Consider the following 25,724-nt stretch of genomic DNA (forward strand, 5'->3'; position numbering starts at 1 on the left):
CAACGCCTCCGGCTTCTACGGCGACCGGTTCTCCGCCGTCCGCGAGATGCTGACCGGCGGTGACCTCGACGTCCTCACCGGCGACTACCTGGCCGAGCTGACCATGCTCATCCTGGGCCGGGACCGGGCGAAGGACGCGAGCCTCGGCTACGCCCGCACGTTCCTGCGCCAGCTGGAGGAGAACCTGGCCGACGCGCTCGCCCGCGGCGTCAAGATCGTCTCCAACGCGGGCGGGCTGAACCCGGAGGGCCTGGCCGAGGCGATCGACCGGCTCGGGCTCGGCGCGAAGGTCGCCCACGTGACCGGCGACGACGTGCGCGACCGGTTCCCGGAGGCGTTGACCGCCAACGCCTACCTGGGCGCCTGGGGCATCGCCGAGTGCCTGAACGCCGGGGCGGACGTCGTGGTCACCGGCCGCGTCACCGACGCGTCGCTGGTCGTCGGACCGGCCGCCGCGCACTTCGGCTGGGGCAGGCGGGACTGGGACGCGCTGGCGGGCGCCACGGTCGCCGGCCACGTGCTGGAGTGCGGCGCGCAGGCCACCGGCGGCAACTACTCGTTCTTCACCTCGATCGACGCGACCAGGCCCGGCTTCCCCATCGCGGAGGTCGAGGCGGACGGCTCGTCGGTCATCACCAAGCACGACGGCACGGGCGGCGCGGTCACCGTCGACACCGTCACCGCGCAGCTGCTCTACGAGATCGGCCCGCCCGCCTACCCCGGCCCGGACGTGGTCAGCCACTTCGACACCATCCGGCTCGACCCGCACGACCGCGGTGTGCGGATCTCCGGCGTGCGCGGCTCGCCGCCGCCGGACACGCTCAAGGTCTGCCTCAACACCCTGGGCGGGTTCCGCAACTCCACCACGTTCGTGCTCACCGGGCTGGACGTCGCGGCGAAGGCGAACCTGGTCCGCCACCAGCTCGAACGGGCCGTCGGCGCGGACGGCCTCACGTGGACGCTGGCCCGCACCGACCGCGCCGACGCGGACACCGAGGAGACGGCGAGCGCGTTGTTGCACGTCACCGTCAAGACGGCGGACCCGAAGCGGGCCAAGGCGTTCGCGCGCGCGGGCGTCGAGCTGGCGCTGGCGTCCTACCCGGGCTTCCACGTCACCGCGCCGCCCGGCGACGGCACGCCGTTCGGCGTCTACCGGGCCGCGTACGTGCCGCGGGCGTCGGTGCGGCACCGGGCCGTGCTGCCCGGCGGGAAGGTGGTCGACGTATGAGCGCGCCGGTGCGCCGGGTCCCGTTGGGCACGATCGCGGGTGCGCGGTCCGGTGACAAGGGCGGTGACGCCAACCTCGGCGTGTGGGTGCGCACCGACGCGCAGTACGAGTGGTTGCGCGCGGAGCTCACGGTCGAGCGCGTGAAGGAGCTGTTGCCCGAGGCGGGCGAGGTGGACCGGTACGAGCTGCCGAACCTCAGGGCGCTGAACTTCGTGCTGCACGGCCTGCTCGGCGACGGCGTCGCCTCGTCCACCCGCTTCGACCCGCAGGCCAAGGCGTTGGGGGAGTGGCTGCGCTCCCGGCACGTCGACATCCCGGAGGCGTTGCTGTGACACCCACGTCCGAGCTGTTCGAGACGCCCGAGCGCCGCGACCTCCGCGCCACCGTGCGCAGGTTCACCGAGCGGGAGGTCGTGCCGCACCTGCCCGACTGGGAACGCGACGGCGAGCTGCCCCGCGAGCTGCACCGCAAGGCGGCGGCGATCGGGTTGCTCGGCCTGGGCTTCCCCGAGGACGTCGGCGGCGCGGGCGACCTGCTGGACACCGTGGTGGCGACCGAGGAGCTGATCCAGGCCGGCGGCTCGTCGGGGCTGGTCGCCGGGCTGCTCACGCACGGCATCGCGTTGCCGCACATCGTGGACTCCGGTGATCGAGGGCTGATCGACCGGTTCGTCCGGCCCACCGTGGCGGGCGAGCTGATCGGGTCGCTCGCGATCACCGAACCGGGTGGTGGTTCGGACGTGGCGGCCCTGCGCACCACGGCCCGCCGTGACGGTGACTGCTACGTGGTGAACGGGACCAAGACGTTCATCACCTCGGGTGATCGCGCGGATTTCGTCACCACGGCCGTGCGGACGGGCGGTCCCGGCTACCCGGGCGTGAGCCTGCTGGTGGTCGAGAAGGGCACGCCCGGGTTCGGGGTGGACCGCAGGCTGGAGAAGATGGGCTGGCACTGCTCGGACACCGCCGAACTGTCCTTCGTGGACGCACGGGTGCCGGTGGCGAACCTGGTCGGCGCGGAGAACGCCGGGTTCGCGCTGATCATGCGCCAGTTCCAGGTGGAGCGGATCTCGTTGGCCGTGCAGGCCTACGCGACCGCCCAGCGCTGCCTCGACCTGACGCTGGCGCACACGCGGCAGCGGGAGACGTTCGGCAAGCCGCTCATCGCGCGCCAGGTGGTCAGCCACCGGTTGGTGGAGATGGCGCAACGCATCGACCTCGTGCGCACCTACACCCGTGAGGTGGCGGTGAAGGTGTTGCGGGGTGAGGAAGTGGTGGCGCAGGTGTGCTTCGCGAAGAACGCGGCGGTGGAGGCGTGTTCCTTCGTCGTGGACGCGGCGGTCCAACTACACGGTGGTGCGGGTTATCTCCGCGATACAGAGGTCGAGCGACACTACCGGGACGCGCGCATCCTCGGCATCGGGGGCGGCGCGACCGAGGTGATGACGGAGCTGGCGGCACGGCGATTGGGGTACACGGCATGACTGCGTTGCGCACGGCGGTGGACGGCCGGTCGCCCGGGTACGCCGCGAACCGGGAGGCGATGCTGGCCCGGCTCGCCGAGCTGGACGCCGAGCAGGCCAAGGCGCTCGCCGGCGGCGGCCCGAAGTACACCGAGCGGCACCACCGGCGCGGCAAGCTGCTCGCGCGTGAGCGGATCGAGCTGCTGGTCGACCCGGACAGCCCGTTCCTGGAGCTGTCGCCGCTGGCCGCCTGGGGCACCGACTACCCGGTGGGCGCGAGCGTGGTCACCGGCATCGGGGTGGTCGAGGGCGTCGAGTGCGTGATCGTGGCCAACGACCCGACCGTGCGCGGCGGCGCGAGCAACCCGTGGACGTTGCGCAAGACGTTGCGGGCCGACGACATCGCGTTGCGGAACCGGCTGCCGCTCATCGGGCTGGTCGAGTCCGGCGGCGCGGACCTGCCGAGCCAGAGCGAGATCTTCATCCCCGGCGGGCAGGCGTTCCGCGACCTGACCCGGCTGTCGGCGGCGGGTGTGCCGACGATCAGCACGGTCTTCGGCAACGCCACCGCCGGCGGGGCGTACGTGCCGGGGATGTCGGACTACGTGGTGATGATCGAGGAGCGGTCGAAGGTGTTCCTCGGCGGGCCGCCGCTGGTGAAGATGGCCACCGGCGAGGAGTCCGACGACGAGTCGCTCGGCGGCGCGCGGATGCACGGCGCCACGTCCGGGCTGGCCGATTTCGTGGCGGCGGACGAGGTGGACGCGATCCGGCTCACCCGGCGCGTGGTCGCCCGGCTCAACCGGCGCAAGCTCGGCCCCGCGCCGAAGGCCGTCGAGCCGCCGTTGCACGACGGGGAAGACCTGCTCGGGCTGGTGCCGACGGACCTGCGGGTGCCGTTCGACCCGCGCGAGGTGATCGCCCGGATCGTGGACGGGTCGCGGTTCGACGAGTTCAAGCCCGACTACGGCACCAGCCTGGTGACGGGGTGGGCCGACCTGCACGGCTACCCGGTCGGTGTGCTGGCCAACGCGCGCGGCGTGCTGTTCAGCGAGGAAGCGCAGAAGGCGACCCAGTTCATCCAGCTGGCGAACGCGAGCGACACGCCGCTGCTGTTCCTGCAGAACACCACCGGGTACATGGTCGGCGCGCGGTACGAGCAGGGCGGCATCATCAAGCACGGCGCGATGATGATCAACGCGGTGTCCAACAGCCGGGTGCCGCACCTGACCGTGGTCATGGGCGCGTCCTACGGCGCGGGCAACTACGGCATGTGCGGGCGGGCCTACGACCCGCGGTTCCTGTTCACCTGGCCCAACGCCAAGTCGGCCGTGATGGGGCCCAAGCAGCTCGCGGGCGTGCTGTCGATCGTGGCCCGGCAGGCCGCCGCCGCGAAGGGGCAGCACTACGACGACGAGCAGGACGCGGCCATGCGGCAGGTGGTGGAGGAGCAGATCGAGCAGCAGTCGACGGCCGCCTTCCTGTCCGGCCGGCTCTACGACGACGGTGTGATCGACCCGCGCGACACCCGCACGGTGCTCGGCCTGTGCCTGTCGGCGATCCACAGTGGACCGATCAAGGGCGCCGAGGGCTACGGCGTCTTCCGGATGTGAGGACGCCATGATCCGCAAGCTGTTGATCGCCAACCGCGGCGAGATCGCGCGGCGGGTGATCCGGACGTGCCGCGAGGTCGGCGTGTCGCCGGTCGCCGTGTTCTCCGACCCCGACGAGGACTCGCCGCACGTGCGGGAGGCCGACGTCGCCGTGCGGCTGCCCGGCGCCACCCCCGGTGAGACCTACCTGCGTGGCGACGCGCTGGTCGCCGCCGCGCTCGCGGCCGGCGCGGACGCCGTGCACCCCGGGTACGGGTTCCTGTCCGAGAACGCCTCCTTCGCGCGTGCCGTGCTGGCCGCCGGCTTGACGTGGGTCGGCCCGGACCCCGAGGTCATCGACGCGATGGGCTCGAAGGTCGCGGCGAAGAAGAGGATGGCCGCGGCGGGCGTGCCCGTGCTGCCGGAGCTCGACCCGGACTCGGCCACCGCGTTCCCGGTGCTGGTCAAGGCATCCGCCGGGGGCGGCGGTCGCGGGATGCGGGTAGTGCGGTCGGCCGCCGAGCTGGCCGGTCAGGTCGCCGCCGCGCGCCGCGAGGCCGAGTCGGCGTTCGGCGACGGCACGGTGTTCTGCGAGCCGCTGCTGGAGCACGTCCGCCACGTCGAGGTCCAGGTCCTCGCCGATGCCCACGGCACGGTGTGGGCGCTGGGCGAGCGGGAGTGCTCCATCCAGCGCCGGCACCAGAAGATCATCGAGGAGACGCCGAGCCCGGCCGTCACGCCGCAGGCCCGTGAGCGCCTGTTCGACGCCGCCACCAAGGCCGCCGAGGCCATCGGGTACGTCGGCGCGGGCACGGTGGAGTTCCTGTACACCGACGACGGTTCGTTCCACTTCCTGGAGGTCAACACCCGGCTCCAGGTGGAGCACCCGGTGACCGAGGAGGTGTTCGGCCTCGACCTGGTCGCCTGGCAGCTCGCCATCGCCGAGGGCGCCCGGCTCCCGGCCGAACCGCCCGCGCCGAACGGCCACGCCGTCGAGGCCCGACTGTACGCCGAGGACCCGGCGCACGACTGGCGGCCCGCGAGCGGCACCCTGCACCGGTTCGCCGTGCCGGACGGCGTGCGGGTGGACAGCGGTGTGGAGGACGGCAGCGTGGTGGGCGTGCACTACGACCCGATGCTGGCCAAGGTGATCGCGTGGGCGCCGACCCGGCCCGCGGCGATCCGCAGGCTGGCCGCCGCCCTCGCCCGCGCCGAGGTGCACGGCCTGGTCACCAACCGCGACCTGCTGGTGCGCACCCTGCGGCACCCGGAGTTCGTCGCGGGCAACACCCACACCGCCTTCCTGGACCGGTACGACCTCACCACCCCGGAACCGGTCGACGTGCGGCCCGCGGCGCTCGCCGCCGCCCTCGCGCTGGCCGAACGGCGGCGCACCTCCCTGCCGCTGGGCTGGCGCAACCTGCCGTCCCAGCCCCGGCGCGTCGCCTTCGAGCACGGCGACGACACGGTCGAGGTCGACTACCTGCACACCCGCGCGGGCGTGCGGACGAGCCTGGGCCTGACGGTCGTCAAGGCCTCGCCGCACGAGGTGACCTTCGAGCGGGACGGGGTGCGCACGACGTACCCGGTCGCCGTGTACGGGGACCGGGTGGAGGTCGGTCCGGTCGAGTCGGGCCCGGTGGAGGGTGGCCCGGTGGGGTCGGGCGCGGTGTCGTTGAGGCTGCGGCCCCGGTTCCCCGAGCCGGGGGCCAAGGTCGCCGAGGGCGCCACCGTCGCGCCGATGCCCGGCACGGTGGTCCGGGTCGCGGTCGAGCCGGGGCAACGCGTGGCGGCCGGCGCGGAGCTGCTGGTGCTGGAGGCGATGAAGATGGAGCACCGGGTGCTGGCCGCCACCGGCGGCGAGGTCGCGGAAGTGCTCGTGGAAGCAGGTCGGCAGGTCGATGCGGGCGACGTGCTCGCGGTAGTAGTGGAGGACGGGTCGTGACGATCAACTTCACCGAGAGCGAAGAGCGGCAGGCGTTGCGCAAGGCCGTCGCGGCGTTGGCCGGCAAGTACGGCCACGAGTACTACACCGCCAAGGCGCGGGCGGGGGAGAAGACCGACGAGCTGTGGTCGGACGTGGGCCGGCTCGGCTACCTCGGGGTGGCCGTGCCCGAGGAGTACGGCGGCGGTGGCGGCGGCATCGGCGACCTGGCCGCGGTGTGCGAGGAACTGGCCGCGGCCGGCTGCCCGCTGCTGCTGACCGTCGTCTCGCCCGCGATCTGCGCCACGATCATCGCCCGGTTCGGCACCGAGGAGCAGAAGCGGTGGTGGCTGCCCGGGTTCGCCGACGGCACCACCAAGATGGCGTTCGCGATCACCGAGCCGGACGCGGGCTCCAACTCGCACAAGCTCACCACCGCCATCCACCGCGACGGCGACGAGTGGGTCCTCGACGGCGGCAAGTACTACATCTCCGGGGTGGACGAGGTCGAGGCGGTCATGGTGGTGGCGCGCCACGTCGACGCCACCGGCCAACGGCTGCTCCCCTCGCTGGTGATCGTGCCCACGGACGCGCCCGGCTTCACCTACCGGCACATCCCGATGGACGTGCTGTCGCCCGAGAAGCAGTTCACCTGCTTCTTCGACGACGTGCGCCTGCCCCTGGACGCGTTGGTCGGCTCGGCGGACGCCGGCCTGGCCCAGCTGTTCGCCGGGCTGAACCCCGAGCGGATCATGGCGGCGTCGCTCGCCACCGGCACGGCCCGCCGCGCACTCGACCAGGCGAGCGAGTACGCCCGCACCAGGACCGTCTGGGACACGCCGATCGGCGCGCACCAGGGCATCGCGCACCCGTTGGCGCAGTGCGCGATCCAGGTCGAGCTGGCGAGGCTGATGACCCAGAAAGCCGCGGCTCTCTACGACGCTGGGGAGGACCGGGCTGCTGGTGAGGCGGCCAACATGGCCAAGTACGCGGCGGGGGAAGCGGTGGCGGGGGCGGTGGACCAGGCCATCCAGGTCCACGGCGGCAACGGGCTGGCGTCCGAGTACGGACTGGGCGCCATGCTGGCCGCGTCCCGGTTGTCCCGCATCGCCCCGGTCAGCCGGGAGATGATCCTGAACTTCGTGGCGCAGCACACGTTGAGGTTGCCGCGCTCCTACTGAGTCAGGCCCATTCCCAGCGCAAGCCGACCACGCCGGGACCGAAGTCGAGCGCGACCGCGTACGCGTAGCCCCACGTGTCCACCGGGGTCTCGCGCACGTCGGTGGGGTCGCCACCGGTCAAACCGGTCGTGAACTGCTCACAGCGCGCGGGCCGGCACCGTGAGTCGTACCGGACCTCCAGGACGTACTCGCGGACGGGGTGGCGGAACCGCCGCGAGTGGGTGTTGTCGAACGTCGGGTGGTGGGGTGCCACGTGGATCAGCTCGTACTCGACGGCGGTCCGCTCGCCTCGGCGCAGCGGGCGGTCGAGCAGGAGTTCGGCGACCATCAGACCGTTGCGCGGGTCGGCGGAAACCCGCCCCAGTCTGCACGAGCGCAGCGTGCCGATGACCGGCAGCGGATCGCCCGGCAGCCGGGTGTCGTAGCCCAGCAGCACGCGGTCGACGCCGGAGCGCTCGGCCCGCAGCACCTGGCGCGAGCGCACCCGGCGGGTGCTGCCGTCCATCGCGAGCTCCACCTGGTCGCGCAGGCTGAGCCGGGTGAGGTCCTGGTCGGTGCTGGTGTCGACATCGGCCAGCAGCTCCGCGATGGACGCGTAGTCGCTCTCGCCGACCCAGCCCTCGGGCCCGGACACCCGCGTCCGGGGTCGTGCCTTGCCTCGTGGCCGGGGTGGTCCGAGCAGCGAGCTCAACCCGCCCGGGCCCACGTCCAGGATCTCCTCCAGGTGGCTGACGGCGGTGAGCGAGTCCGGTCGCTCCGGCCGCCTGCGGCCCGACTGCCAGTAGCTCAGCGCGGCGATGCTGACCGCGACGCCCCGTGCCCGCAGCTTGTGCTGGATGCGCTCCAGGCTGAGCCCTTTGGCGCGGATCGCCGCACGCAATGCGTCCGCGAAGGGGTCGGCCCCCGTGTCGATCCGTCGGGGATCGCGTGTCCGCGATTCCGGTCCGACGACTGGCGTAGGCATCTTCGCTCCGTTCTCCCAAGGACAAGGCGAGCGACGTTATCGTGCGAAATCACCGGCGCGGTACAGCCGATCGGGTTTCCCGCCGCGAATTTAACCAATCGGCGGGCAGAATCCGGGCGGCTGTGGAATGTTTGAATTCTCATTAACAGTAGGGGTTGTGAAGATCCCGGCACGTGCGATCGCCGCACCGCGCTCGGGCGTCCGGCCCCTTCCCGGTACGCGAATCGGCCCACCGTCGCACCTGCTCGGGTGACGTGCGGCACAGTCGTGCGGTGGTGGCCTTCGGACGAGTTGGCGATCGGTATCGACAATCGTTCCCCGGGAAGAACGGAAACCCCTATGTGCAAGCTCACGTTGACGGGCGCGGGTGATACCTTGGCGAGAGGTGTTCGCGCTGGTGGCGGCACCGTTAGGGGTGGTGCGGGTGTCATGCGCCCCGCTGGGGCCGCGGCGGGGCGCCCAACAGATGCATAGTTGCCCTGGAGAACTTCTCCGCAACCGCGCGGAGACGCCCGCTTGTAGTTTCGGCGACACCGTCGACGATATTTTCTCCACAGCGTTGAATGGCTTCTCAATCACGCTGTCGGGCACCGCCGGCAAGAGCCGGAGCCCGTCGGTGCGGACTGCGCCGGGTGGACCAGCGGAACCGGCACCGCCGCGGCGAACCGACTCTTTCGCCGGGTACCCACCGCCCGAGCGCAGTCGGCACACTGGCAGACCCGCGCGTGATCCGCGCCGGGGTTCCCTCACCCTGCAGAGGAAAGCCGTATGCGCAAGCTCTTACCGGGCCTCGTGGTGGCCGCGTCGACCGTCACCCTGCTCGCCGCGCCCGCCCACGCCGAGGGCGCCGTCCTGCACGCGGGCTCGCCCACCGCCGTGCCGGGCCACTACATCGTCAAGCTCAAGGACCTCGCCGCGGCCGGCGCCGTGGAGCACGGCCTGTCCGGGCAGGTGACCAGGAGGTTCGCCGCGTTCGGCGGCTTCGCCGCGTCGCTCACCCCGGGTCAGGCCCGCCGGCTCGCCGCCGACCCGGCGGTCGCCTACGTCGAGCAGGACCAGGTCGTGCACGCCAACGCGACGCAGACCGACGCGCCGTGGGGCCTGGACCGGATCGACCAGCGCACCCCGGTGCTGAGCACCACCTACAGCTACACCTCCACCGGCGCGGGCGTCACCGCGTACGTGATCGACACGGGCATCCGGGTCACCCACGTGGAGTTCGCCGGTCGGGCCGTGCACGGCTACGACGCGGTCGACAACGACTTCGTCGCCCAGGACGACAACGGGCACGGCACGCACGTCGCGGGCATCATCGCCGGCGGCACGTACGGCGTGGCCAAGGGCGTGCGGGTGGCCGGCGTGCGCGTGCTCAACGCCCAGGGCAGCGGCACGATCGCCGGTGTCATCGCGGGCGTGGACTGGGTGCGGCTCAACGCGAGCCGTCCCGCCGTGGCGAACTTCAGCCTCGGCGGCTCGGCGTCGGTCGCGCTGGACGACGCGGTGCGGCGGCTGGTCGCCTCGGGCGTCACCGCGTCGGTGACCGCCGGCAGCAGCAACGGCAGCGTCGCCAACACCTCGCCCGCCCGGGTGGTCGAGGCGCTCACCTCCGGCGCCACCACCCAGACCGACGCCAGGGCGTCGTACTCCAACTACGGCCCCGGCGTGGACCTGTACGCGCCGGGCATGAACATCAAGTCGGCGTGGCACACGAGCGACACCGCCACCAACACGATCAGCGGCACGTCCATGGCGACCGGGTTCGTCAGCGGTGTCGCCGTCCGGCTCCTCCAGTTCACCCCCGCGGCCACCCCGGCGCAGGTGCACGCCGAGATCGTGAGCGAGGCGACGCCGCTGCCGTGGGGCGGTCGGCTCCTGTACTGGTCGCCCACCAGGTAGCACGCGGCAGCACCAGCCGGCCACCCACCGCCCGGCGCGTGATCGGCGCCGGGCGCCTCCCTGCGAAGGAACCCAGCCATGCGAACACTGCTGTCCGGCCTGGGCGTCGCCGCCCTCGCCGCCCTCACCCTCACCACCCCGGCCCACGCCGAGGGCGCGGTGCTGCACGCGGGCTCGGCCACCGCCGTGCCCGGCAGTTACGTCGTCAAGCTCAAGGACCTCGCGGCCGCCGACGCGGTCGTCGCCCGGCTCGACGGGCAGGTCACCCGGACGTTCCCGTCGTGGCACGGCTTCTCGGCCACGATGACCGCGAAGCAGGCCCGCCGGCTCGCCGCCGACCCGGCGGTGGCCTACGTCGAGCAGGACCAGGTCGTGCGGGCGCACACCACCCAGTTGAACGCGCCGTTCGGCCTCGACCGGATCGACCAGCGCGCGATGCCCACCGACGGCAGGTACACCTACACCTCGACCGGATTGCGCACCCGTGCGTACGTGATCGACACGGGCATCCGGACCACGCACACCGAGTTCGCGGGCCGCACGTGCGCCGGGTACGACACGGTCGACAACGACACCACGCCCCAGGACGACAATGGCCACGGCACGGCCATCGCGTCCCTCATCGCGGGCCGCGTGAACGGCGTCGCGAAGCAGGCCCTGGTGTGCGGCGTCCGGGTGCTCAACGGCTCGGGCAGCGGCACGACCGCGGGCGTGATCGCGGGCATCGACTGGGTGGCGCGCAACCACGTCAAGCCCGCCTCGGCCAACCTCAGCCTCGGCGGCGGCGCGTCGACCGCGATCGACGACGCGGTGCGGCGGCTGATCGCGGCCGGCGTCACGGCGTCGGTCACGGCGGGCGGCAGCAACGCCGACGCGGTCAACTTCTCACCGGCCCGCGTGCGCGAGGCGCTCACGTCGGGCGCCTCCACCAGGACCGACACCCGGGCCACGTTCTCCAACTACGGCGCGGTGGTCGACGTCTACGCCTACGGCATGAACATCACCGTGGCGTGGCACACCGGCGACACCGCCACGAACACGCTCAGCGGCACGTCGTTGTCCACGGCGTACGTCACCGGCGTGACCTTGCGGTTCCTCCAGCTCAACCCGGCGGCAACGCCCGCGCAGGTGCACTCGGCGGTCGTCACCGAGGCCACGCCGCTGTCGTGGGGTCGACTGCTGTACTGGTCGCCGACCCGCTGACCTACTGGTCGGCGAGGTGGGCCGACGGGGCGAGCACGTGGCGCATCACGTGCTCGCCGCCGTCCACCTCGCCGGTGTCGGTGAAGCCGAACGCCGCGTACAGGCCGCGGGCGACCGCGTTGCCCGGCACGACGCTCAGCTCCAGCTCGGTGCGGCCCTCGGCGCGCGCCACGTCCGCGATCGCGGCCAGGCCCTTGCGGCCGAGCCCGCGGCCCTGGGCCCGCCGGTCGATCATGAACCGGACGATGTGCAGCACCGCCGGCCGGTCCCGTTCGAGCAGGGTGAAGCCGACCAGCTCCTCTCCGCTGAACAGCGCAAGCGGCTGCATCTTCGGGCGGTAGATCCAGGCGTCCGCGATCGACTTGAGGTTCGTCGCGACGAACGCCCGCTGCTCCTCGTGGACCTCCAGGCCGATGACGGCCCGGTAGTTGTCCTCGGTGACCGGTTCCAAACGCATGCCCGGACGGTAGCGCCGTCGTCACGCACGTGCTCCCGAATTATGGGAAGCACCAGGTCAGGCGGTTTCTTGACGCTGGAGGTTTAACTGGCAATTGTTCACACTTCCGAGTTAACGCCCTGGTTGCCTACGTTGGTGACTGTCAGCGAGGGCAAGGTGGCCCAATGTCACCCCCGAGCCCTGCAAAGCTCCTCGGGGTGGGTTGGGGTCACCGTTCGAAGAACGGAATCCGCATGCGACAGTCACGACAGGTCCGGTTCCTGGCCGGGGTCGGGGCGACGGCGCTCGCCGTCACCGCGTCCTCCCTGTTGGCCGCCCCGGCGCAGGCCGCCGAGGGCGAGATCCGCGCCGCCGACGCCGCGAACAAGGTGCAGAACCACTTCATCGTCAAGTTGAAGGACGGCTCGGCCGCGTCCGCCGAGAGCCTGGCGAACCAGTACGGCGGCCAGGTCGACACCGTGTACCGCAGCGCCCTGAACGGCTTCGCCGTGTCGCTGCCGGAGAAGGCGGCCAAGCGGCTCGCGGCCAACCCGGCCGTGGAGTACGTCGAGCAGGACCAGATCTTCACCATCCAGGCCACGCAGACCAACCCGCCGTCGTGGGGCATCAACCGGATCGACCAGCGCAACCTGCCGCTGGACACGTCCTACAGCTACACCTCCACCGGCTCGGGCGTGAACGTCTACGTCATCGACACCGGTCTGCGGGTCAGCCACAGCACGTTCGGCGGCCGTGCGCGCAACGGCCGTGACGCGGTCGACAACGACAACGTCGCGCAGGACGGCAACGGCCACGGCACGCACGTCGCCGGCACCATCGCGGGCAGCCAGTACGGCGTCGCCAAGAGCGCCACGGTCTACGGCGTGCGCGTGCTGAACAACGCCGGCAGCGGCACCCTCGCCGACGTGATCGAGGGCATCGACTGGGTGACCGCGAACCACGTCAAGCCGGCCGTGGCGAACATGAGCCTCGGTGGCGGCGTGTCCACCACGATCGACGCGGCCGTGCGCCGCTCGGTCGCGGCGGGCGTGACCTACGCCGTCGCGGCGGGCAACAGCAACGCCAACGCGGCGAACTACTCCCCGGCCCGCGTGGCCGAGGCCATCACGGTGGGCGCGACCACCAACACCGACGCCCGCGCCAGCTACTCGAACTACGGTTCGATCCTGGACATCTTCGCGCCGGGCTCCTCGATCACCTCGGCCTGGCACACCAGTGACACGGCCACCAACACCATCAGCGGCACCTCGATGGCGACCCCGCACGTCGCCGGCGCCGCGGCCCGCTACCTCCAGGGCAGCCGCGCGGCGACCCCGGCCCAGGTGGCCAGCTACCTGATCGGCCAGTCGACCCCGAGCAAGGTGACCAACCCGGGCTCCGGCTCGCCGAACCGCCTGCTCTACCTGGCGCCCAGCGCCTGATCCGCACCGCACGTCGACTGGGGCCGTCCTCCGGGGCGGCCCCAGTCGCGTGTCCGGACGAGCGGGTGCCGGGGCGCCCGGTGGTCCCGGGACGCGCATCGGGAAACCTGGTGGCACCGCCCACCAGGTCGTTGGCTAGCCTTGACGCCCAGTCGTCAGTTGAGCTACCCCGTCAGTCGAGCTACCCCCGAGGAGAGCAGTTCCCGTGATGCGCACGCACGAGGCCGGGAAGCTCCGCGCCGAGCACGCCGGGCAGTCCGTCACCCTGACCGGGTGGGTGGCCCGCCGGCGCGATCACGGTGGCGTGATCTTCATCGACCTCCGGGACGCCTCCGGCGTGGCGCAGGTCGTGTTCCGCGAGGGCGAGATGGCCGAGCGCGCGCACCGGCTGCGCTCGGAGTTCGTGGTCAAGGTCGTCGGTGAGGTCACCCGCCGGCCCGAGGGCAGCGAGAACCCGGACCTGCCCACCGGTGACGTCGAGGTCTACGTCGGCGAGCTGGAGGTCCTCAACGAGGCCGCGCCGCTGCCGTTCCAGCTCGACGAGCACCTGGAGGTCGGCGAGGAGGCGCGGTTGCGCCACCGCTACCTCGACCTGCGCCGCAGCGGCCCGGCCAAGGCCATGCGGCTGCGCAGCGAGGCCAACCGGATCGCCCGCGAGGTGCTCCACGCGGAGGACTTCGTCGAGGTGGAGACCCCGACGCTGACCCGGTCCACGCCGGAGGGCGCGCGCGACTTCCTGGTGCCCGCGCGGCTGCGCCCCGGTTCCTGGTACGCGCTGCCGCAGTCGCCGCAGCTGTTCAAGCAGCTGCTGATGGTCGGCGGGCTGGAGCGGTACTACCAGATCGCCCGCTGCTACCGCGACGAGGACTTCCGCGCCGACCGGCAGCCCGAGTTCACCCAGCTCGACATCGAGATGAGCTTCGTCGAGCAGGACGACGTGATCGCGCTCGGCGAGAAGGTCGTCGCCGCGCTGTGGCAGGGCCTGGCCGACCACGAGATCGCGCGGCCGTTCCGCCGCATCTCCTACGCCGAGGCGATGGCCAAGTACGGCACCGACAAGCCGGACCTGCGCTTCGACCTCGAGCTGACCGAGCTGACCGAGTACTTCAAGGACACGCCGTTCCGGGTGTTCCAGGCGGCGTACGTGGGCGCGGTCGTGATGCCGGGCGGCGCGTCGCAGCCCCGCCGCACGCTCGACGCGTGGCAGGACTGGGCCAAGCAGCGCGGCGCCCGCGGTCTGGCGTACGTGCTGGTCAACGAGGACGGCACGCTCGGCGGCCCGGTCGCCAAGAACCTCTCCGACGCCGAGCGCGACGGCCTGGCCAAGGCCGTGGGCGCCAACCCCGGCGACTGCGTGTTCTTCGGCGCGGGCGACCCGGACGGCGCGCGGGCGCTGCTCGGCGCGGCCCGGGTGGAGATCGCGCACCGGGTCGGCCTGATCGACGAGAACGCCTGGTCGTTCGTGTGGGTCGTGGACTTCCCGATGTTCGAGGCGGTCGACAAGATCGGCGACGACGTCGCGGTCGGCAGCGGCAAGTGGACCGCGCTGCACCACGCGTTCACCTCGCCGACGCCGGAGTGGATCGACCGGTTCGAGGAGGACCCGGGCAACGCCCTGGCCTACGCCTACGACATCGTCTGCAACGGCAACGAGATCGGTGGCGGGTCGATCCGTATCCACCGCGCCGACGTGCAGCAGCGGGCGTTCCAGGTCATGGGCATCTCGCCCGAGGAGGCGCAGGAGAAGTTCGGCTTCCTGCTCGACGCGTTCTCCTACGGCGCGCCGCCGCACGGCGGCATCGCGTTCGGCTGGGACCGCATCGCCATGCTGCTCGGCGGGTACGACTCGATCCGCGAGGTCATCGCGTTCCCGAAGAGCGGCGGCGGCTACGACCCGCTGACCGCCGCGCCCGCGCCGATCACCGCGCAGCAGCGCAAGGAGGCGGGCGTGGACTTCAAGCCCGCGCCGGGGAAGACCGGCCCGGAGAAGTCCGGCACCGAGAAGTCCGGCCCGGAGAAGGTCAGCACCGCCGGCGCCGGGCGGTCCGGCCCGGACGAGCAAGCCCAGTAGCACCGTGCTGCACCTGCGGGCCATCTGCCCGGTCGAGCGCACCGACGACGTGCTGGCCGCGCTCACGCAGCACCCCGGCGTCACGCACGTCGTGCTGCTGCGCGGCGCGGCCGTCGCCCCGGCGGGCGACGTGGTGGAAGCCGACGTCGCCCGGGAGGCCACCGACGCGGTGGTGGCCTCCCTGTGCGAACTGGGCGTCGACCGGGACGGCGGCGTCACGCTGGAGCAGATCGACACCGCCCTGTCCGACGCGGCCGACCGCGCCGAGGAGGCCGCGCCCGGTGACGGCGCGGACGCCGTGGTCTGGGAGGAGCTGCTGGCCCGCACCGGCGAGGAGTCGCGGCTCAACGTCACGTTCCTGTCGTTCCTGGCCATCGCCTGCCTGCTGACCGCGGTCGCCGTGGTCACCGACTCGCCCGTGACGCTGGTCGGCGCGATGGTCGTCGGACCGGAGTTCGGACCGCTGGCCGCCATCTCCGTCGGCCTGGTGCTGCGGCGCTGGGACCTGGTGCGGCGGGCCGGCCTCGCGCTGGCCGTCGGTTTCCCGATCGCGATGGTGATCACCGCGATCGGCACGTGGCTCGGTTCGCGCACGGGCCTGTTCGAGCCCGGCCTCGCGCTGGCCGGGCACGAGCTCGACTTCGTCTTCGAGGTCGGGCCGTTCTCGTTGATCGTGGCGCTGCTCGCGGGCGCGGCCGGGATGCTGTCGATGACGTCGGCCAAGTCCGCGGCGCTCGTCGGGGTGTTCATTTCGGTCACCACCGTGCCCGCCGCGGGCTACGCCGCGGTCGCGGCCGTTCTCGCCCAGTGGGACATATGCCTCCAGTCGATTGCCCAACTCGCGGTGAACCTCGTCGGCGTCGTGATGGCGGCGGCGCTGGTCCTGGCGTTGCGCAACCGCCGCGGCCAAGCCCGTGACCTGGGACGACCGCTCGCCAACGGTTGACCGGGCGGCGATTTCGACAAAGGGTGGTACCCGGCGGCACGTGAGCACTACCGTCACGGTGCCCGGACGGGTTCTGTCAGGTCGGTGGCCACCGGGAGTAGGGTCGGAGGGGATGAGCGTGGAGATCACCGCCGGCCCGCAGGACATCGACGACGCTGCCCCTTCCGAGCTGGACGACGCGGTGGCAGCGGCCGAGTCGGTGTTGAGCAGCAGGTTCGGCGCACCGGTTCGGCTGGCCGACCCCGAGGACCTCGGGGGTGCGGGCCGGTCCGTGGTCGCGCGCGTCCGGGTGGCCCACACCCCGTTCTCGCTGCCCCGCACGCTGGTGGTCAAGCGCTACCCGTCGCGGGTGGCCGACCGCGACCCGTTCGCGCACGAGGTGGTGAGCCACAAGCTGCTCACCGCGCTGCCGTCCGAGGAGCGCCTCACCCCCGAGTTGGTGGCGCAGGACAACGCCAAGCGGCTGGTCGTGCTGGAAGACCTCGGCAAGGCGCCGCGGCTGGCGGAGAAGCTGCTGGGTTCCGACGCGCGGGCCGCCGAACGCGGGCTGCTGTCGTGGGCGCACGCCATGGGGCGGCTGCACGCGACGACCGCCGGGCGGGACGCGGACTTCGACGCGCTGATGCGCCGCCAGGGCTCGCAGTGCTGCGCCGACCCCATCGTGGTGGACGTGCACACGGCGCTGGCCGGGCTGCCGGAGCTGTTGGTTGAATCGTTGGAAGTCGACACGCCCGAGTCCGTGCGGTCGTTCGCCGAGCAGGCCGTGCGGGGGTTCGTCACGTCCCGCCGGCGTGCCTTCAGCCCGTCCACGTCGTGCCCGGACAACCACCTCGTGACCAGCAAGGGCGTCCGGTTCCTCGACTTCGAGGGCGGGTGCGTGCGCGACATCGTGTTCGACGCGGCGTGCCTGCGGGTGCCGTTCCCGTCGTGCTGGTGCGCCTACGGGCTGCCCGCCGGGATGTCGGAGGCGATGGTCGCGGCGTGGCGGGCCGAGGTGTCGTCGGTGTGGCCGGACCTGGACGACGACGCGGTGTTCCTGCCCCGGCTGCTGGAGGCGCAGCTGCTGTGGGTGTGGCTGGGCACGTGGCGCGGCCTGCCGGGCCTCGGCTCGGCGCTGCCGTCCGGGCACCGGCCGCTGGACTCGCCGCCGCGCCTGGTGGTGCTGACGGCGCGGTGGGCGCGGCTGCGGTCGGAGGCGTTGGCGTTGGGCGCGAAGCACGTCGCCGCGCACGCCGAGGACGTCCTCTCGGCGCTGGTGTCGCGGTACGGGGCGAAGGCCGCGGAACTGCCGCTGTACCCGGCATTCCGGTAGCGTTCCGCTGTTCGTTCTCGGCGCGTCACGTCGTTGCGCCATGGTCTGCGGTGTGGCCAAGACGGTGCGCAGCCTGGTGGTCCTGGGCGACTCGACGACGGTGGGCGTGGGCGACCCCGTGCCCGGTGGGTGGCGGGGCGTCGGTCCGCTGCTCGCGGCGGCGATGCCGCACGCGCGGTACCTCAACGTCTCGTTCACCGGCGCGCGGGTGACGTCGGTGCGGCACGAGCAGTTGCCGAGGGCCCTGCGCGCGCGGCCGGACGCGGCCGTGCTGCTGGTGGGGATGAACGACACCCTGCGGTCCGATTTCGACGCACGGCGGCTGCACACCGACCTGGACGCGATCGTGGGTGCGTTGGTGTCGGCCGGTTCCGCCGTGGTCACGGTGCGGTTCCACGACCACAGCCGGGTGTTCCGGCTGCCGGGCGCGTTGCGGCGGGCGTTGCGGGCGCGGATCGCGGAGCTGAACGACGTCATCGACGCGGTGGTGCGCCGGCACGGGATCGAGTGCGTCGACCTCGACCTGATGGACGGCGCCTACTCCCTGGAGACGTGGGCAGTGGACCGGCTGCACCCGTCCGAGGCGGGGCACCGGAAGCTCGCGGCCTCGTTCGCGGCGCGGTTGGCGCGGGCGGGCTGCGAGGTGCCGGGCCGGGTGTCGCCGGTCTGCACGGGTGGCCTCAAGGTGACGCCCCTGCACCACGTGGGCTGGCTGGTGGTGAAGGGCGTCCCGTGGCTCTGGCGCCGGGGCCGCGACCTGCTCCCGTACGCCGCCGCGATCATGTACCGCTCGTGGACGGGCTACCCGGAACCGCCGCGGCACGTCGTCGACCACTCCGGCGGCGAGGCGGTGGTCACCCCGACCACCGCCTCCACCGGCTGACGTCAGCCGAGCTCGTACACGGTCGACCCGCCGATCTCCACGGCCTCGTAGTTCGCCTCGACCCACTCGCTGATCTCGTTGCCGCCGCCCATCCCGCCCATGCCGCCGCCGGAGACGAAGTAGCCGATCCGCCCGTCGGCCACGTACTGCTTGAACTCCGCCAGGGTGGGCGCCGGGTCGCCGCCGCTCCAGCCGCCGATCCCGATCACGGCCTTGCCCGAGTCCAGCGCCAGGTCGGCCGCGCTCTGCGCGCTCAACGTCGCCGCCGCCCACGTGCCGGTGGTGCCCTTGAGCAGGTCGATCAGCTCGTCGGAGCTCGCGCTCATCGGGCCGCCGCCCATGTCGGCCGTGTAGGACGCGGGACCGGACATCGGGATGGAACCGGCGTGCGGAGTGGCGGCGGTGGCCACGCCGAAGGCCGCGGTGGCGAGCACCGACGTGATCAACGCCGGCACGGCCACCCGGCGCACGCCCATCACGATCGCCGTGGCCACCAGCACGGTCAGCGCCGCCACGACCCAGCGCAGCGCGGGCATCCACTCGCCGAACCGCTGGAGCAGCGCGAAGCCCCAGAACCCGGCCGCGGCGACCATCGTGGCCAGCGCCACCCGCACCGGCAGGTGCCGGCGGCCGCGCCACATCTCCCGCCCGGCGATGGCGACGAGCGCGGCCACGCCCGGCGCGACGGCCACGGTGTAGTAAGGGTGCGTGATGCCGGTCATGAAGCTGAACACGATCCCGTTGCCCAGCACCCACAGGCCCCACAGCACCAGGGCGGCGCGGGTCCGGTCGGTGCGCGGCAGGCGGCGGGTGAACCACAGCCCGGCCAGCAGCCCGATGAGCGCGGCGGGCAGCAACCACGAGATCTCACCGCCCATGCTCGCCCCGAACAACCTGCCGATGCCGGTCTCGCCGCCGAAGCCGATGTTGGCGTTGCCGCCGCCCGCGACGATGCCGCCGCCACCGCGGCCGCTGAAGATCCGGCCCAGGCCGTTGTAGCCCATGGCCAGCTCCCACAGGGAGTCGTTGGCCGACCCGCCGATGTACGGGCGGGCCTCGGTGGGCCACAGCTCGACCAGCGCGATGAACCAGCCGGCCGACACGACGACGGCGAGCCCCGCGCCGAGCAGGTGCAGCAAGCGCTTGGGCAGCGTGGTGGGCGCGGCCAGCAGGTAGGCGGCGGCGAGCGCGGGCAGCACCAGGAACGCCTGCCCCATCTTGGCCAGGAACGCGAACCCGATCGCCACGCCCGCCAGCGCGAGCCACCGACCGGAGCCCCGCTCCAACGCCCGCACCGTGCAGTAGGCCCCGGCGACCATCAGCAGCACCAGCAACGCGTCGGGCAGGTTGAACCGGAACATCAGCACGGCGACCGGCGTCACCGCGAGCGCCGCGCCCGCCACCAACCCGGCGACCGCGCCGGACGTGCGCTTCACCGTGGCGTACAACAACCACACGGCCAGCACGCCCTCGACGGCCTGCGGCGCCAGCACGGTCCAGCTGGAGAACCCGAAGACCCGCGCGAACACCCCGCTCACCCACAGCGCGGCGGGCGGTTTGTCGACCGTGATCACGCCACCGGCGTCGAGCCCGCCGAACAGCCACGCGGTCCAGCTCTGCGCGCCGGCCTGGGTGGCGGCGGCGTAGTAGCCGTTGCCCCAGCCGGACGCGGTGATGTTCCACAGGTACAGGACCGCGGTGCCGGCCAGCAGCACGACCAGCGCGGGCGTGGTCCAGTTCCGGCCCGGCGGTGGTGCGGCGGAGGTGGGTGCGGGCGCCGTCAGGGTTGCGGTGGTCATGGCAGTGGTCCCCGTGGTCGGAGTGGGTGTGGTCATCAGGTGGCCTCCGCGGTGCGGCGCGACCGGAAGACCCAGTTGCGCAGCAGCAGGAAGCGCAGCACGGTGGCGAGGAGGTTGGCCCCGACGACCGCGACCAGCTCGGCCGGGCCGCCGGGCGCGGCGAACAGGTGCAGCAGGGCCAGCGAACCGCTGGTCAGCGCCAGGCCGAGGCCGAAGACGAGCAGGCCCTCGAACTGGTGGCGGCCCGCGCCGCGCCGACCGCGCACCCCGAAGGTGAACCGGCGGTTGGCCGCGGTGTTGGCGATCGCGGTGACCAGCAGCGCCACCAGGTTCGCGCCCTGCGCGCCCAGGCCGGCGCGCAGCGACACGAACAGCAGCAGGTAGGCCAGCGTGCTGAGCACGCCGACCGCGGCGAACCGGACCAGCTGCCTGAACAACCCGGCCGGCACGCCCGGCGTCCGCGGCTCCAACGGTTCCCTCCCCAGCTGGGCGCGCAGTTCGCCGATCGGGATCCGCCCGGTCACCAGGCCGCGCGCCACCCGGGCGACGCCCTTCAGGTCGGCCACGGCGGTCGACACGAGGTCGACCCGGCTGTCCGGGTCGTCCACCCAGTCCACCGGCACCTCGTGGATCCGCGCGCCCGCGCGTTCGGCGAGGACGAGCAGCTCGGTGTCGAAGAACCACCCGGTGTCCTCGACGTGCGGCAGCAGCCGCCGGGCGACGTCGGCCCGGATCGCCTTGAACCCGCACTGCGCGTCGGTGAACCGGGTCGCCAGCGTGCCGCGCAGGATCAGGTTGTAGCAGCGGGAGATGAGCTCGCGCTTCGGTCCGCGCACCACCCGTGCGCCGCGGGCCAACCGGCTGCCGATGGCCAGGTCGGAGTGCCCGGAGATCAACGACGCGACCAGCGGCGCGAGGGCGGCCAGGTCGGTGGACAGGTCGACGTCCATGTACGCCAGCACGGCGGCGTCGGACTCGGTCCACACCGCCTTCAGCGCCCGGCCGCGCCCCTTCTCCGCCAGGTGCACCGCGGCCACGGCGGGCAGCTCGCGGGCCAGCTCGTCGGCGACGGCACGCGTGCCGTCCGTGCTCGCGTTGTTCGCGATGGTGATCCGGAACGGGTAGGGGAAGGTCTGCGCGAGGTCGGCGTGCAGCTTGCGCACGCAGGGCGCGAGGTCGCGTTCCTCGTTGTACACCGGCACCACCACGTCGAGCACGGTGGTCGTCGTAGCCGTGGTGAAGGTCATGAGCCCACCGTCGGGCGCTTGGCTGGGCGGCTCGTGTGTCATGGCTGTGCGCCGGCTGTGAGGTCGTAGACGTCCACGCCGTCCACGGTCGTCGCGGTGAACGTCTCGGCCACCCAGTCGGCGATCCGCTGCGACGCGTCGCTGCCGGTCTCCGCGGGCATCCCGGCGCCGCCCAGGAAGTAGTGGATCAGTCCACTTCGGACCATCGCCTGGAACTCCTGGAGCGTGGGCGCGGGATCGGTGCCGTTGAAGCCGCCGACGGCCATGACCGGCTCGCCGCTGCCGAGCTGGTACCCGGCCGCGTTGTTCGACCCCACGGCCGCCGCCGCCCAGGTGAAGCCCTCGCTGTCGCGCAGCAACGCCACCAGTTCGTCGCCCGGCGTGGGCGCGTGCAGCAGACCGCCCATACCGCCACCGGTGGTGGTCGTGTTCCCGCCCGGACCTATCAGGAACATCCCACCGGGCCGGTCGGTCCGGGCGGGCCCGGCGCTGGGGATCGCGCCGGAGTGCGGTGTCGCGGCGGTGGCCACGGAGTAGGCGCCCGGCCCGAGCAGCGCGGCGACGACGGCGACCGGCACGACCACCGCGGCGGGCGCGGCCGCGGCGAGGAACAGGCCCACCGCGCCGATCAGGCCGAGGACGAGCACGACCGCGGCGAACCCGGTGGACCAGTCCAACAGCAGCAGGTAGCACTGGAGCGCGGTCACGGCCAACGCGCCGGACAGCGCCGCCGCCGCGCCGGCCTCCTGCCGCCTGCGCCACAGCGCGACCGCGCCGATCCCGATCAACGCGCCGATCGCCGGGGCCAGCGCCACCGTGTAGTAGGCGTGGATGATGCCGTTCATGTAGCTGAACACCACGGCGGTGATCACCAGCCAGCCGCCCCACAGCGCGAGCCCGACCCGTTCGGCGGTCCGACCGGCCCACCAGCCCGCGATCAGCAGCACCAGCGCGGTCGGCAGCAACCAGGCGATCTGGCCGCCCATCTCGTCGCCGAGCAGCCTGCTCCACCCGGCCGAGCCCCAACCGCCGCCGCCCCCGACGCTGCCGACCTCCTCGCCGGTCAGCCGGCCGAGCCCGTTGTAGCCCAGGGCCAGCTCCAGCACGCTGTTCTCCTGCGACCCGCCGATGTAGGGCCGCGCGTCGGCGGGCACGAGCTCCACCGCCAGCACCCACCAGCCGCCGGCCACGACCACGGCGCCCAGTGCCGCGCCCAGGTGCCACAACCGGCGCGCTAGCGGGGCAGGTGCGAACGCCAGGTACACCAACCCGAACGCGGGCAGCACCAGGAACGCCTGGAGCATCTTCGCCAGGAACGCGAACCCCACGGCCGCGCCGGCGAGCACGAGCCACCCCACCGAGGCCTTCTCGGTGGCGCGGACCGTGGCGTACGCGCCCGCCACGAGCAGCAGCACCAGCAACGCGTCCGGGTTGTTGAACCGGAACATCAGCACCGCGACCGGCGTCAACGCCAGCACCGCGCCCGCGATCAGCCCGGCGGCCTCACCGGCGGTCCGGCGCACCGCCGCGTGGAGCAGCCACACGCTCGCCACGCCCATGAGCGCCTGGGGCACCAGGATGCTCCAGGCGTTGACGCCGAACAGCCGGGCGGACAAACCCATGACCCAGGTCGCCGCGGGTGTCTTGTCCACGGTGATGGCGCCCGAGGAGTCGGTCGCGCCGAAGAACCACGCGTGCCAGCTCTCGGCGCCGGCCTGGGCGGCGGCGGAGTAGTAGGCGTTGGCCCAGCCGGAGTCGCCCAACCGCCACAGGTACAACACCGCCGTCCCGGCCAACAGCAGCAACAGGGGGAGTCTCGCTCGCATGGGGTCGAGCCTGTCGGCGAACCCTGGGCGGCCCTTGTGCACCGCCTGTGAGCCGGCTGTGCGCGCGACCGAGCCCCGGCCGGGTGCGGTGCCGGTCGGGTCAGCGCGGCAGGTGGACGGTGAACGTGGTCCGGCCGGGCCCGCTCGCCAGCCGCACGGAACCGTTGTGCGAGGCCACGACGGCGGCCACGATCGACAGGCCGAGCCCGGTGCTCCCGGCCGCGCGGGACCGCGAGACCTCGCCCCGGCTGAACCGCTCGAACACCTCGCCCTGCTGCCCGGCGGGGATGCCGGGACCGTCGTCGCTCACCGCCACGCGCACCCCGCCCTCCACGGTGGACAGGGACGTGGTGACCGTCGTGCCCGGCGGCGTGTGCGTGCGCGCGTTGGACAGCAGGTTCGCCAGCACCTGGTGCAGCTTGTCCGCGTCACCGGTCACCTGGACGGCGTCGGGCGGCAGCTCCAGCCGCCACTCGTGGTCCGGTCCGGCGATCCGGGCGTCGCTGACCGTGTCGACCACCAGCCGCGACAGCTCGACCGGCGCACGCGCCAGCGGACGCCCGGCGTCCAGCCGGGCCAGCAGCAGCAGGTCCTCCACCAGCGACGTCATCCGCACCGCCTCGGACTCCACCCGCCGCATCGCGTGCGCGATCTGCGGCGGCACCTCGTCGGACGAGCGGCGGGTCAGCTCGGCGTAGCCGCGGATCGCGGCCAGGGGGGTGCGCAGCTCGTGGCTCGCGTCGGCGACGAACTGCCGGACCCGCGTCTCGCTGGCGTGCCGGGCCGCCAACGCGCTGCCGACGTGGCCGATCATCCGGTTCAGCGCGAGGCCGACCTGGCCGACCTCGGTGTCGGGGTCGGCGTACTCCTCGGGCACCCGTTCGGCCAGCGCCACCTCGCCCTGGTGCAACGGCAGCTCGGCCACCCGGCTCGCGGTCGCGGCGACCCGTTCCAGCGGGCGCAGGGTGCGTCGCACGATCAGCGCGCCGGCCAGGCTCACCCCGACCAGCCCGGCCAGCGCCACGCCGCCGAGGATCCACCCCATCCGCCACACCGTGCTGTCGACGTCGGCCATCGGCAGCCCGGTGATCACCTTCAGGCCGGTCGGCGTGGTGGTCGCGATGATGCGGTGGTCGCCCAGCTCGTCGCCCAGCCACACCGTGCGCGGCTTGCCGTCCGCGGCCGCCGCCTCGGCCAGCGCCGCCACGTCGGTCGACAGCCCGGCCCGGTCACCGCCGTCCGGCGTGATCCGCTCGGCGTTGGTGCCGCCGTTGGGGTGCTTGATCAGCACCAGCGTGCCCGGCCCGAACCCGGGTCCGTCCAGCGGGTTGTCGAACCGGCCCGGGAACGGCGGCGGGACCTCGCGCCCGACCCTGGCCGCGGTCTCGACCAGCTGGTCGTCCAACCGGGCGATCAGGGTGTCCCGCAGCGCGAACCCGGTCGCCACGCCGATGATCGCGCACACGACCGCCAGCAGGACCACCTGGGCCACCACCAGCTTGGTCCGCAGCGGCCAGCTCCCGGTCGGCGAGGGGTGCTCAGGACGAGGGCTTGAGGACATAGCCCGCGCCCCGCATCGTGTGGATCATCGGCGTCCGGCCGACGTCGATCTTCTTGCGCAGGTAGGAGATGTACAGCTCGACGATGTTGGCCTGGCCGCCGAAGTCGTAGCTCCACACCCGGTCCAGGATCTGCGCCTTCGACAGCACCCGCTTGGGGTTGCGCATCAGGAACCGCAGCAGTTCGAACTCGGTCGCGGTGAGGTCGATCGCGGTGTCGCCGCGGCGCACCTCGCGCGTCTCCTCGTCCAGCACCAGGTCGCCCACCACCAGCTCGGTGCCCGCGCCCGCCTCGGTGACGCCGGTGCGGCGCAGCAGGCCGCGCAGCCGCAGCACGACCTCCTCCAGGCTGAACGGCTTGGTCACGTAGTCGTCGCCGCCCGCGGTGAGCCCCGCGATCCGGTCCTCCACCGCGTCCTTGGCGGTGAGGAACAGCACCGGCAGGCCGGGCAGGTCCGCCCGCATCCGGCGCAGCACCTCCAGCCCGTCGAAGTCGGGCAGCATCACGTCCAGCACCACCACGTCCGGTCGGAACTCGCGCGCGGTCCGCACGGCCGACGTGCCGTCCAGCGCGGTGCGGACCTCCCAGCGCTCCATCCGCAACGCCATGGACATCAGTTCGGCCAACGTGGACTCGTCGTCCACCACGAGGACGCGCACCGGACTGCCGTCCGGGCGGCGCAGTTCAGGGGAGGACCCCGAAGCGGACACTGGGCGCATGCTCCGATCCTGGACCCGGCCCTTGAGCCGGAC

The 25,724-nt window shown here is 72.8% G+C and carries 18 protein-coding genes and 1 pseudogene; 12 read left to right on the forward strand and 7 right to left on the reverse strand.

Annotation, left to right across the window (positions count from 1 at the left end; all coding sequences use genetic code 11):
• Positions 1–46: 46 nt before the first annotated feature.
• The 5 genes and pseudogenes from ACYVLT_RS14675 (at position 47) to ACYVLT_RS14695 (ending at position 7,387) form a co-directional block, all read left to right on the forward strand.
• Positions 47–1,560 (forward strand): annotated as a pseudogene (locus tag ACYVLT_RS14675) (acyclic terpene utilization AtuA family protein).
• Positions 1,557–2,711, forward strand: a complete 1,155-nt coding sequence (locus tag ACYVLT_RS14680) for an acyl-CoA dehydrogenase family protein (protein WP_461120723.1) — start codon at positions 1,557–1,559, stop codon at positions 2,709–2,711. Before ACYVLT_RS14675 ends, ACYVLT_RS14680 begins: the two are co-directional and overlap by 4 nt.
• Positions 2,708–4,303: an acyl-CoA carboxylase subunit beta gene (locus ACYVLT_RS14685; RefSeq protein WP_461120724.1), complete on the forward strand. Its 1,596-nt coding sequence runs from the start codon at positions 2,708–2,710 to the stop codon at positions 4,301–4,303. The genes ACYVLT_RS14680 and ACYVLT_RS14685 overlap by 4 nt, the downstream gene beginning before the upstream one ends.
• Before the next feature lie 7 nt (positions 4,304–4,310).
• On the forward strand, positions 4,311–6,227 hold the full coding sequence (locus tag ACYVLT_RS14690; protein ID WP_461120725.1) for an acetyl/propionyl/methylcrotonyl-CoA carboxylase subunit alpha: 1,917 nt from the start codon (positions 4,311–4,313) through the stop codon (positions 6,225–6,227).
• A 2-nt stretch (positions 6,228–6,229) separates the two neighbouring features.
• A complete protein-coding gene (locus ACYVLT_RS14695) occupies positions 6,230–7,387 on the forward strand; it encodes an acyl-CoA dehydrogenase family protein (protein WP_461121123.1) in 1,158 nt (385 codons plus the stop codon).
• 1 nt (position 7,388) lies between these two features.
• On the opposite strand, the gene ACYVLT_RS14700 is transcribed toward ACYVLT_RS14695, so the two are convergent.
• Entirely contained in the window at positions 7,389–8,351 is a 963-nt protein-coding gene (locus ACYVLT_RS14700) for a hypothetical protein (protein ID WP_461120726.1), read from the reverse strand.
• Between the two features lie 768 nt (positions 8,352–9,119).
• Here ACYVLT_RS14700 and ACYVLT_RS14705 point away from each other — a divergent pair.
• A complete protein-coding gene (locus tag ACYVLT_RS14705) occupies positions 9,120–10,247 on the forward strand; it encodes a S8 family peptidase (protein WP_461120727.1) in 1,128 nt (375 codons plus the stop codon).
• A 78-nt stretch (positions 10,248–10,325) separates the two neighbouring features.
• Positions 10,326–11,450, forward strand: a complete 1,125-nt coding sequence (locus ACYVLT_RS14710) for a S8 family peptidase (protein WP_461120728.1) — start codon at positions 10,326–10,328, stop codon at positions 11,448–11,450.
• A gap of 1 nt (position 11,451) precedes the next feature.
• Here ACYVLT_RS14710 and ACYVLT_RS14715 read toward each other — a convergent pair whose 3' ends face one another.
• A complete protein-coding gene (locus ACYVLT_RS14715) occupies positions 11,452–11,907 on the reverse strand; it encodes a GNAT family N-acetyltransferase (RefSeq protein WP_461120729.1) in 456 nt (151 codons plus the stop codon).
• A gap of 233 nt (positions 11,908–12,140) precedes the next feature.
• On the opposite strand from ACYVLT_RS14715, the gene ACYVLT_RS14720 reads away from it, so the two are divergent.
• The 5 genes from ACYVLT_RS14720 (at position 12,141) to ACYVLT_RS14740 (ending at position 18,540) form a co-directional block, all read left to right on the forward strand.
• A complete protein-coding gene (locus ACYVLT_RS14720) occupies positions 12,141–13,328 on the forward strand; it encodes a S8 family peptidase (protein WP_461120730.1) in 1,188 nt (395 codons plus the stop codon).
• A 205-nt stretch (positions 13,329–13,533) separates the two neighbouring features.
• A complete protein-coding gene (aspS, locus tag ACYVLT_RS14725) occupies positions 13,534–15,399 on the forward strand; it encodes an aspartate--tRNA ligase (RefSeq protein ID WP_461120731.1) in 1,866 nt (621 codons plus the stop codon).
• Between the two features lie 4 nt (positions 15,400–15,403).
• Positions 15,404–16,345 (forward strand): DUF389 domain-containing protein, encoded by a 942-nt coding sequence (locus ACYVLT_RS14730; RefSeq protein ID WP_461120732.1) that lies wholly within the window; start codon positions 15,404–15,406, stop codon positions 16,343–16,345.
• Positions 16,346–16,457: 112 nt separating this feature from the next.
• Entirely contained in the window at positions 16,458–17,657 is a 1,200-nt protein-coding gene (locus tag ACYVLT_RS14735; RefSeq protein WP_461120733.1) for a hypothetical protein, read from the forward strand.
• 52 nt (positions 17,658–17,709) lie between these two features.
• Positions 17,710–18,540 (forward strand): SGNH/GDSL hydrolase family protein, encoded by an 831-nt coding sequence (locus ACYVLT_RS14740; RefSeq protein ID WP_461120734.1) that lies wholly within the window; start codon positions 17,710–17,712, stop codon positions 18,538–18,540.
• Positions 18,541–18,542: 2 nt separating this feature from the next.
• On the opposite strand, the gene ACYVLT_RS14745 is transcribed toward ACYVLT_RS14740, so the two are convergent.
• The 5 genes from ACYVLT_RS14745 to ACYVLT_RS14765 form a co-directional block, all read right to left on the reverse strand.
• Positions 18,543–20,339 carry an ArnT family glycosyltransferase gene (locus ACYVLT_RS14745; protein WP_461120735.1) on the reverse strand — a complete coding sequence of 599 codons (1,797 nt, stop codon included), beginning with the start codon at positions 20,337–20,339 and terminating at the stop codon, positions 18,543–18,545.
• A gap of 35 nt (positions 20,340–20,374) precedes the next feature.
• Positions 20,375–21,628 carry a bifunctional glycosyltransferase family 2/GtrA family protein gene (locus ACYVLT_RS14750; protein ID WP_461120736.1) on the reverse strand — a complete coding sequence of 418 codons (1,254 nt, stop codon included), beginning with the start codon at positions 21,626–21,628 and terminating at the stop codon, positions 20,375–20,377.
• Entirely contained in the window at positions 21,625–23,412 is a 1,788-nt protein-coding gene (locus tag ACYVLT_RS14755; protein ID WP_461120737.1) for an ArnT family glycosyltransferase, read from the reverse strand. The genes ACYVLT_RS14750 and ACYVLT_RS14755 overlap by 4 nt, the downstream gene beginning before the upstream one ends.
• A gap of 100 nt (positions 23,413–23,512) precedes the next feature.
• Positions 23,513–24,973, reverse strand: coding sequence for a sensor histidine kinase (locus ACYVLT_RS14760; protein WP_461120738.1), 1,461 nt, complete (start codon positions 24,971–24,973; stop codon positions 23,513–23,515).
• The gene (locus tag ACYVLT_RS14765; RefSeq protein ID WP_461120739.1) at positions 24,951–25,691 is read right to left on the reverse strand and encodes a response regulator transcription factor; all 741 of its coding nucleotides are present in this window, start codon (positions 25,689–25,691) and stop codon (positions 24,951–24,953) included. Before ACYVLT_RS14765 ends, ACYVLT_RS14760 begins: the two co-directional genes overlap by 23 nt.
• Positions 25,692–25,724: the final 33 nt, after the last annotated feature.

The organism is Saccharothrix stipae (assembly GCF_054781895.1).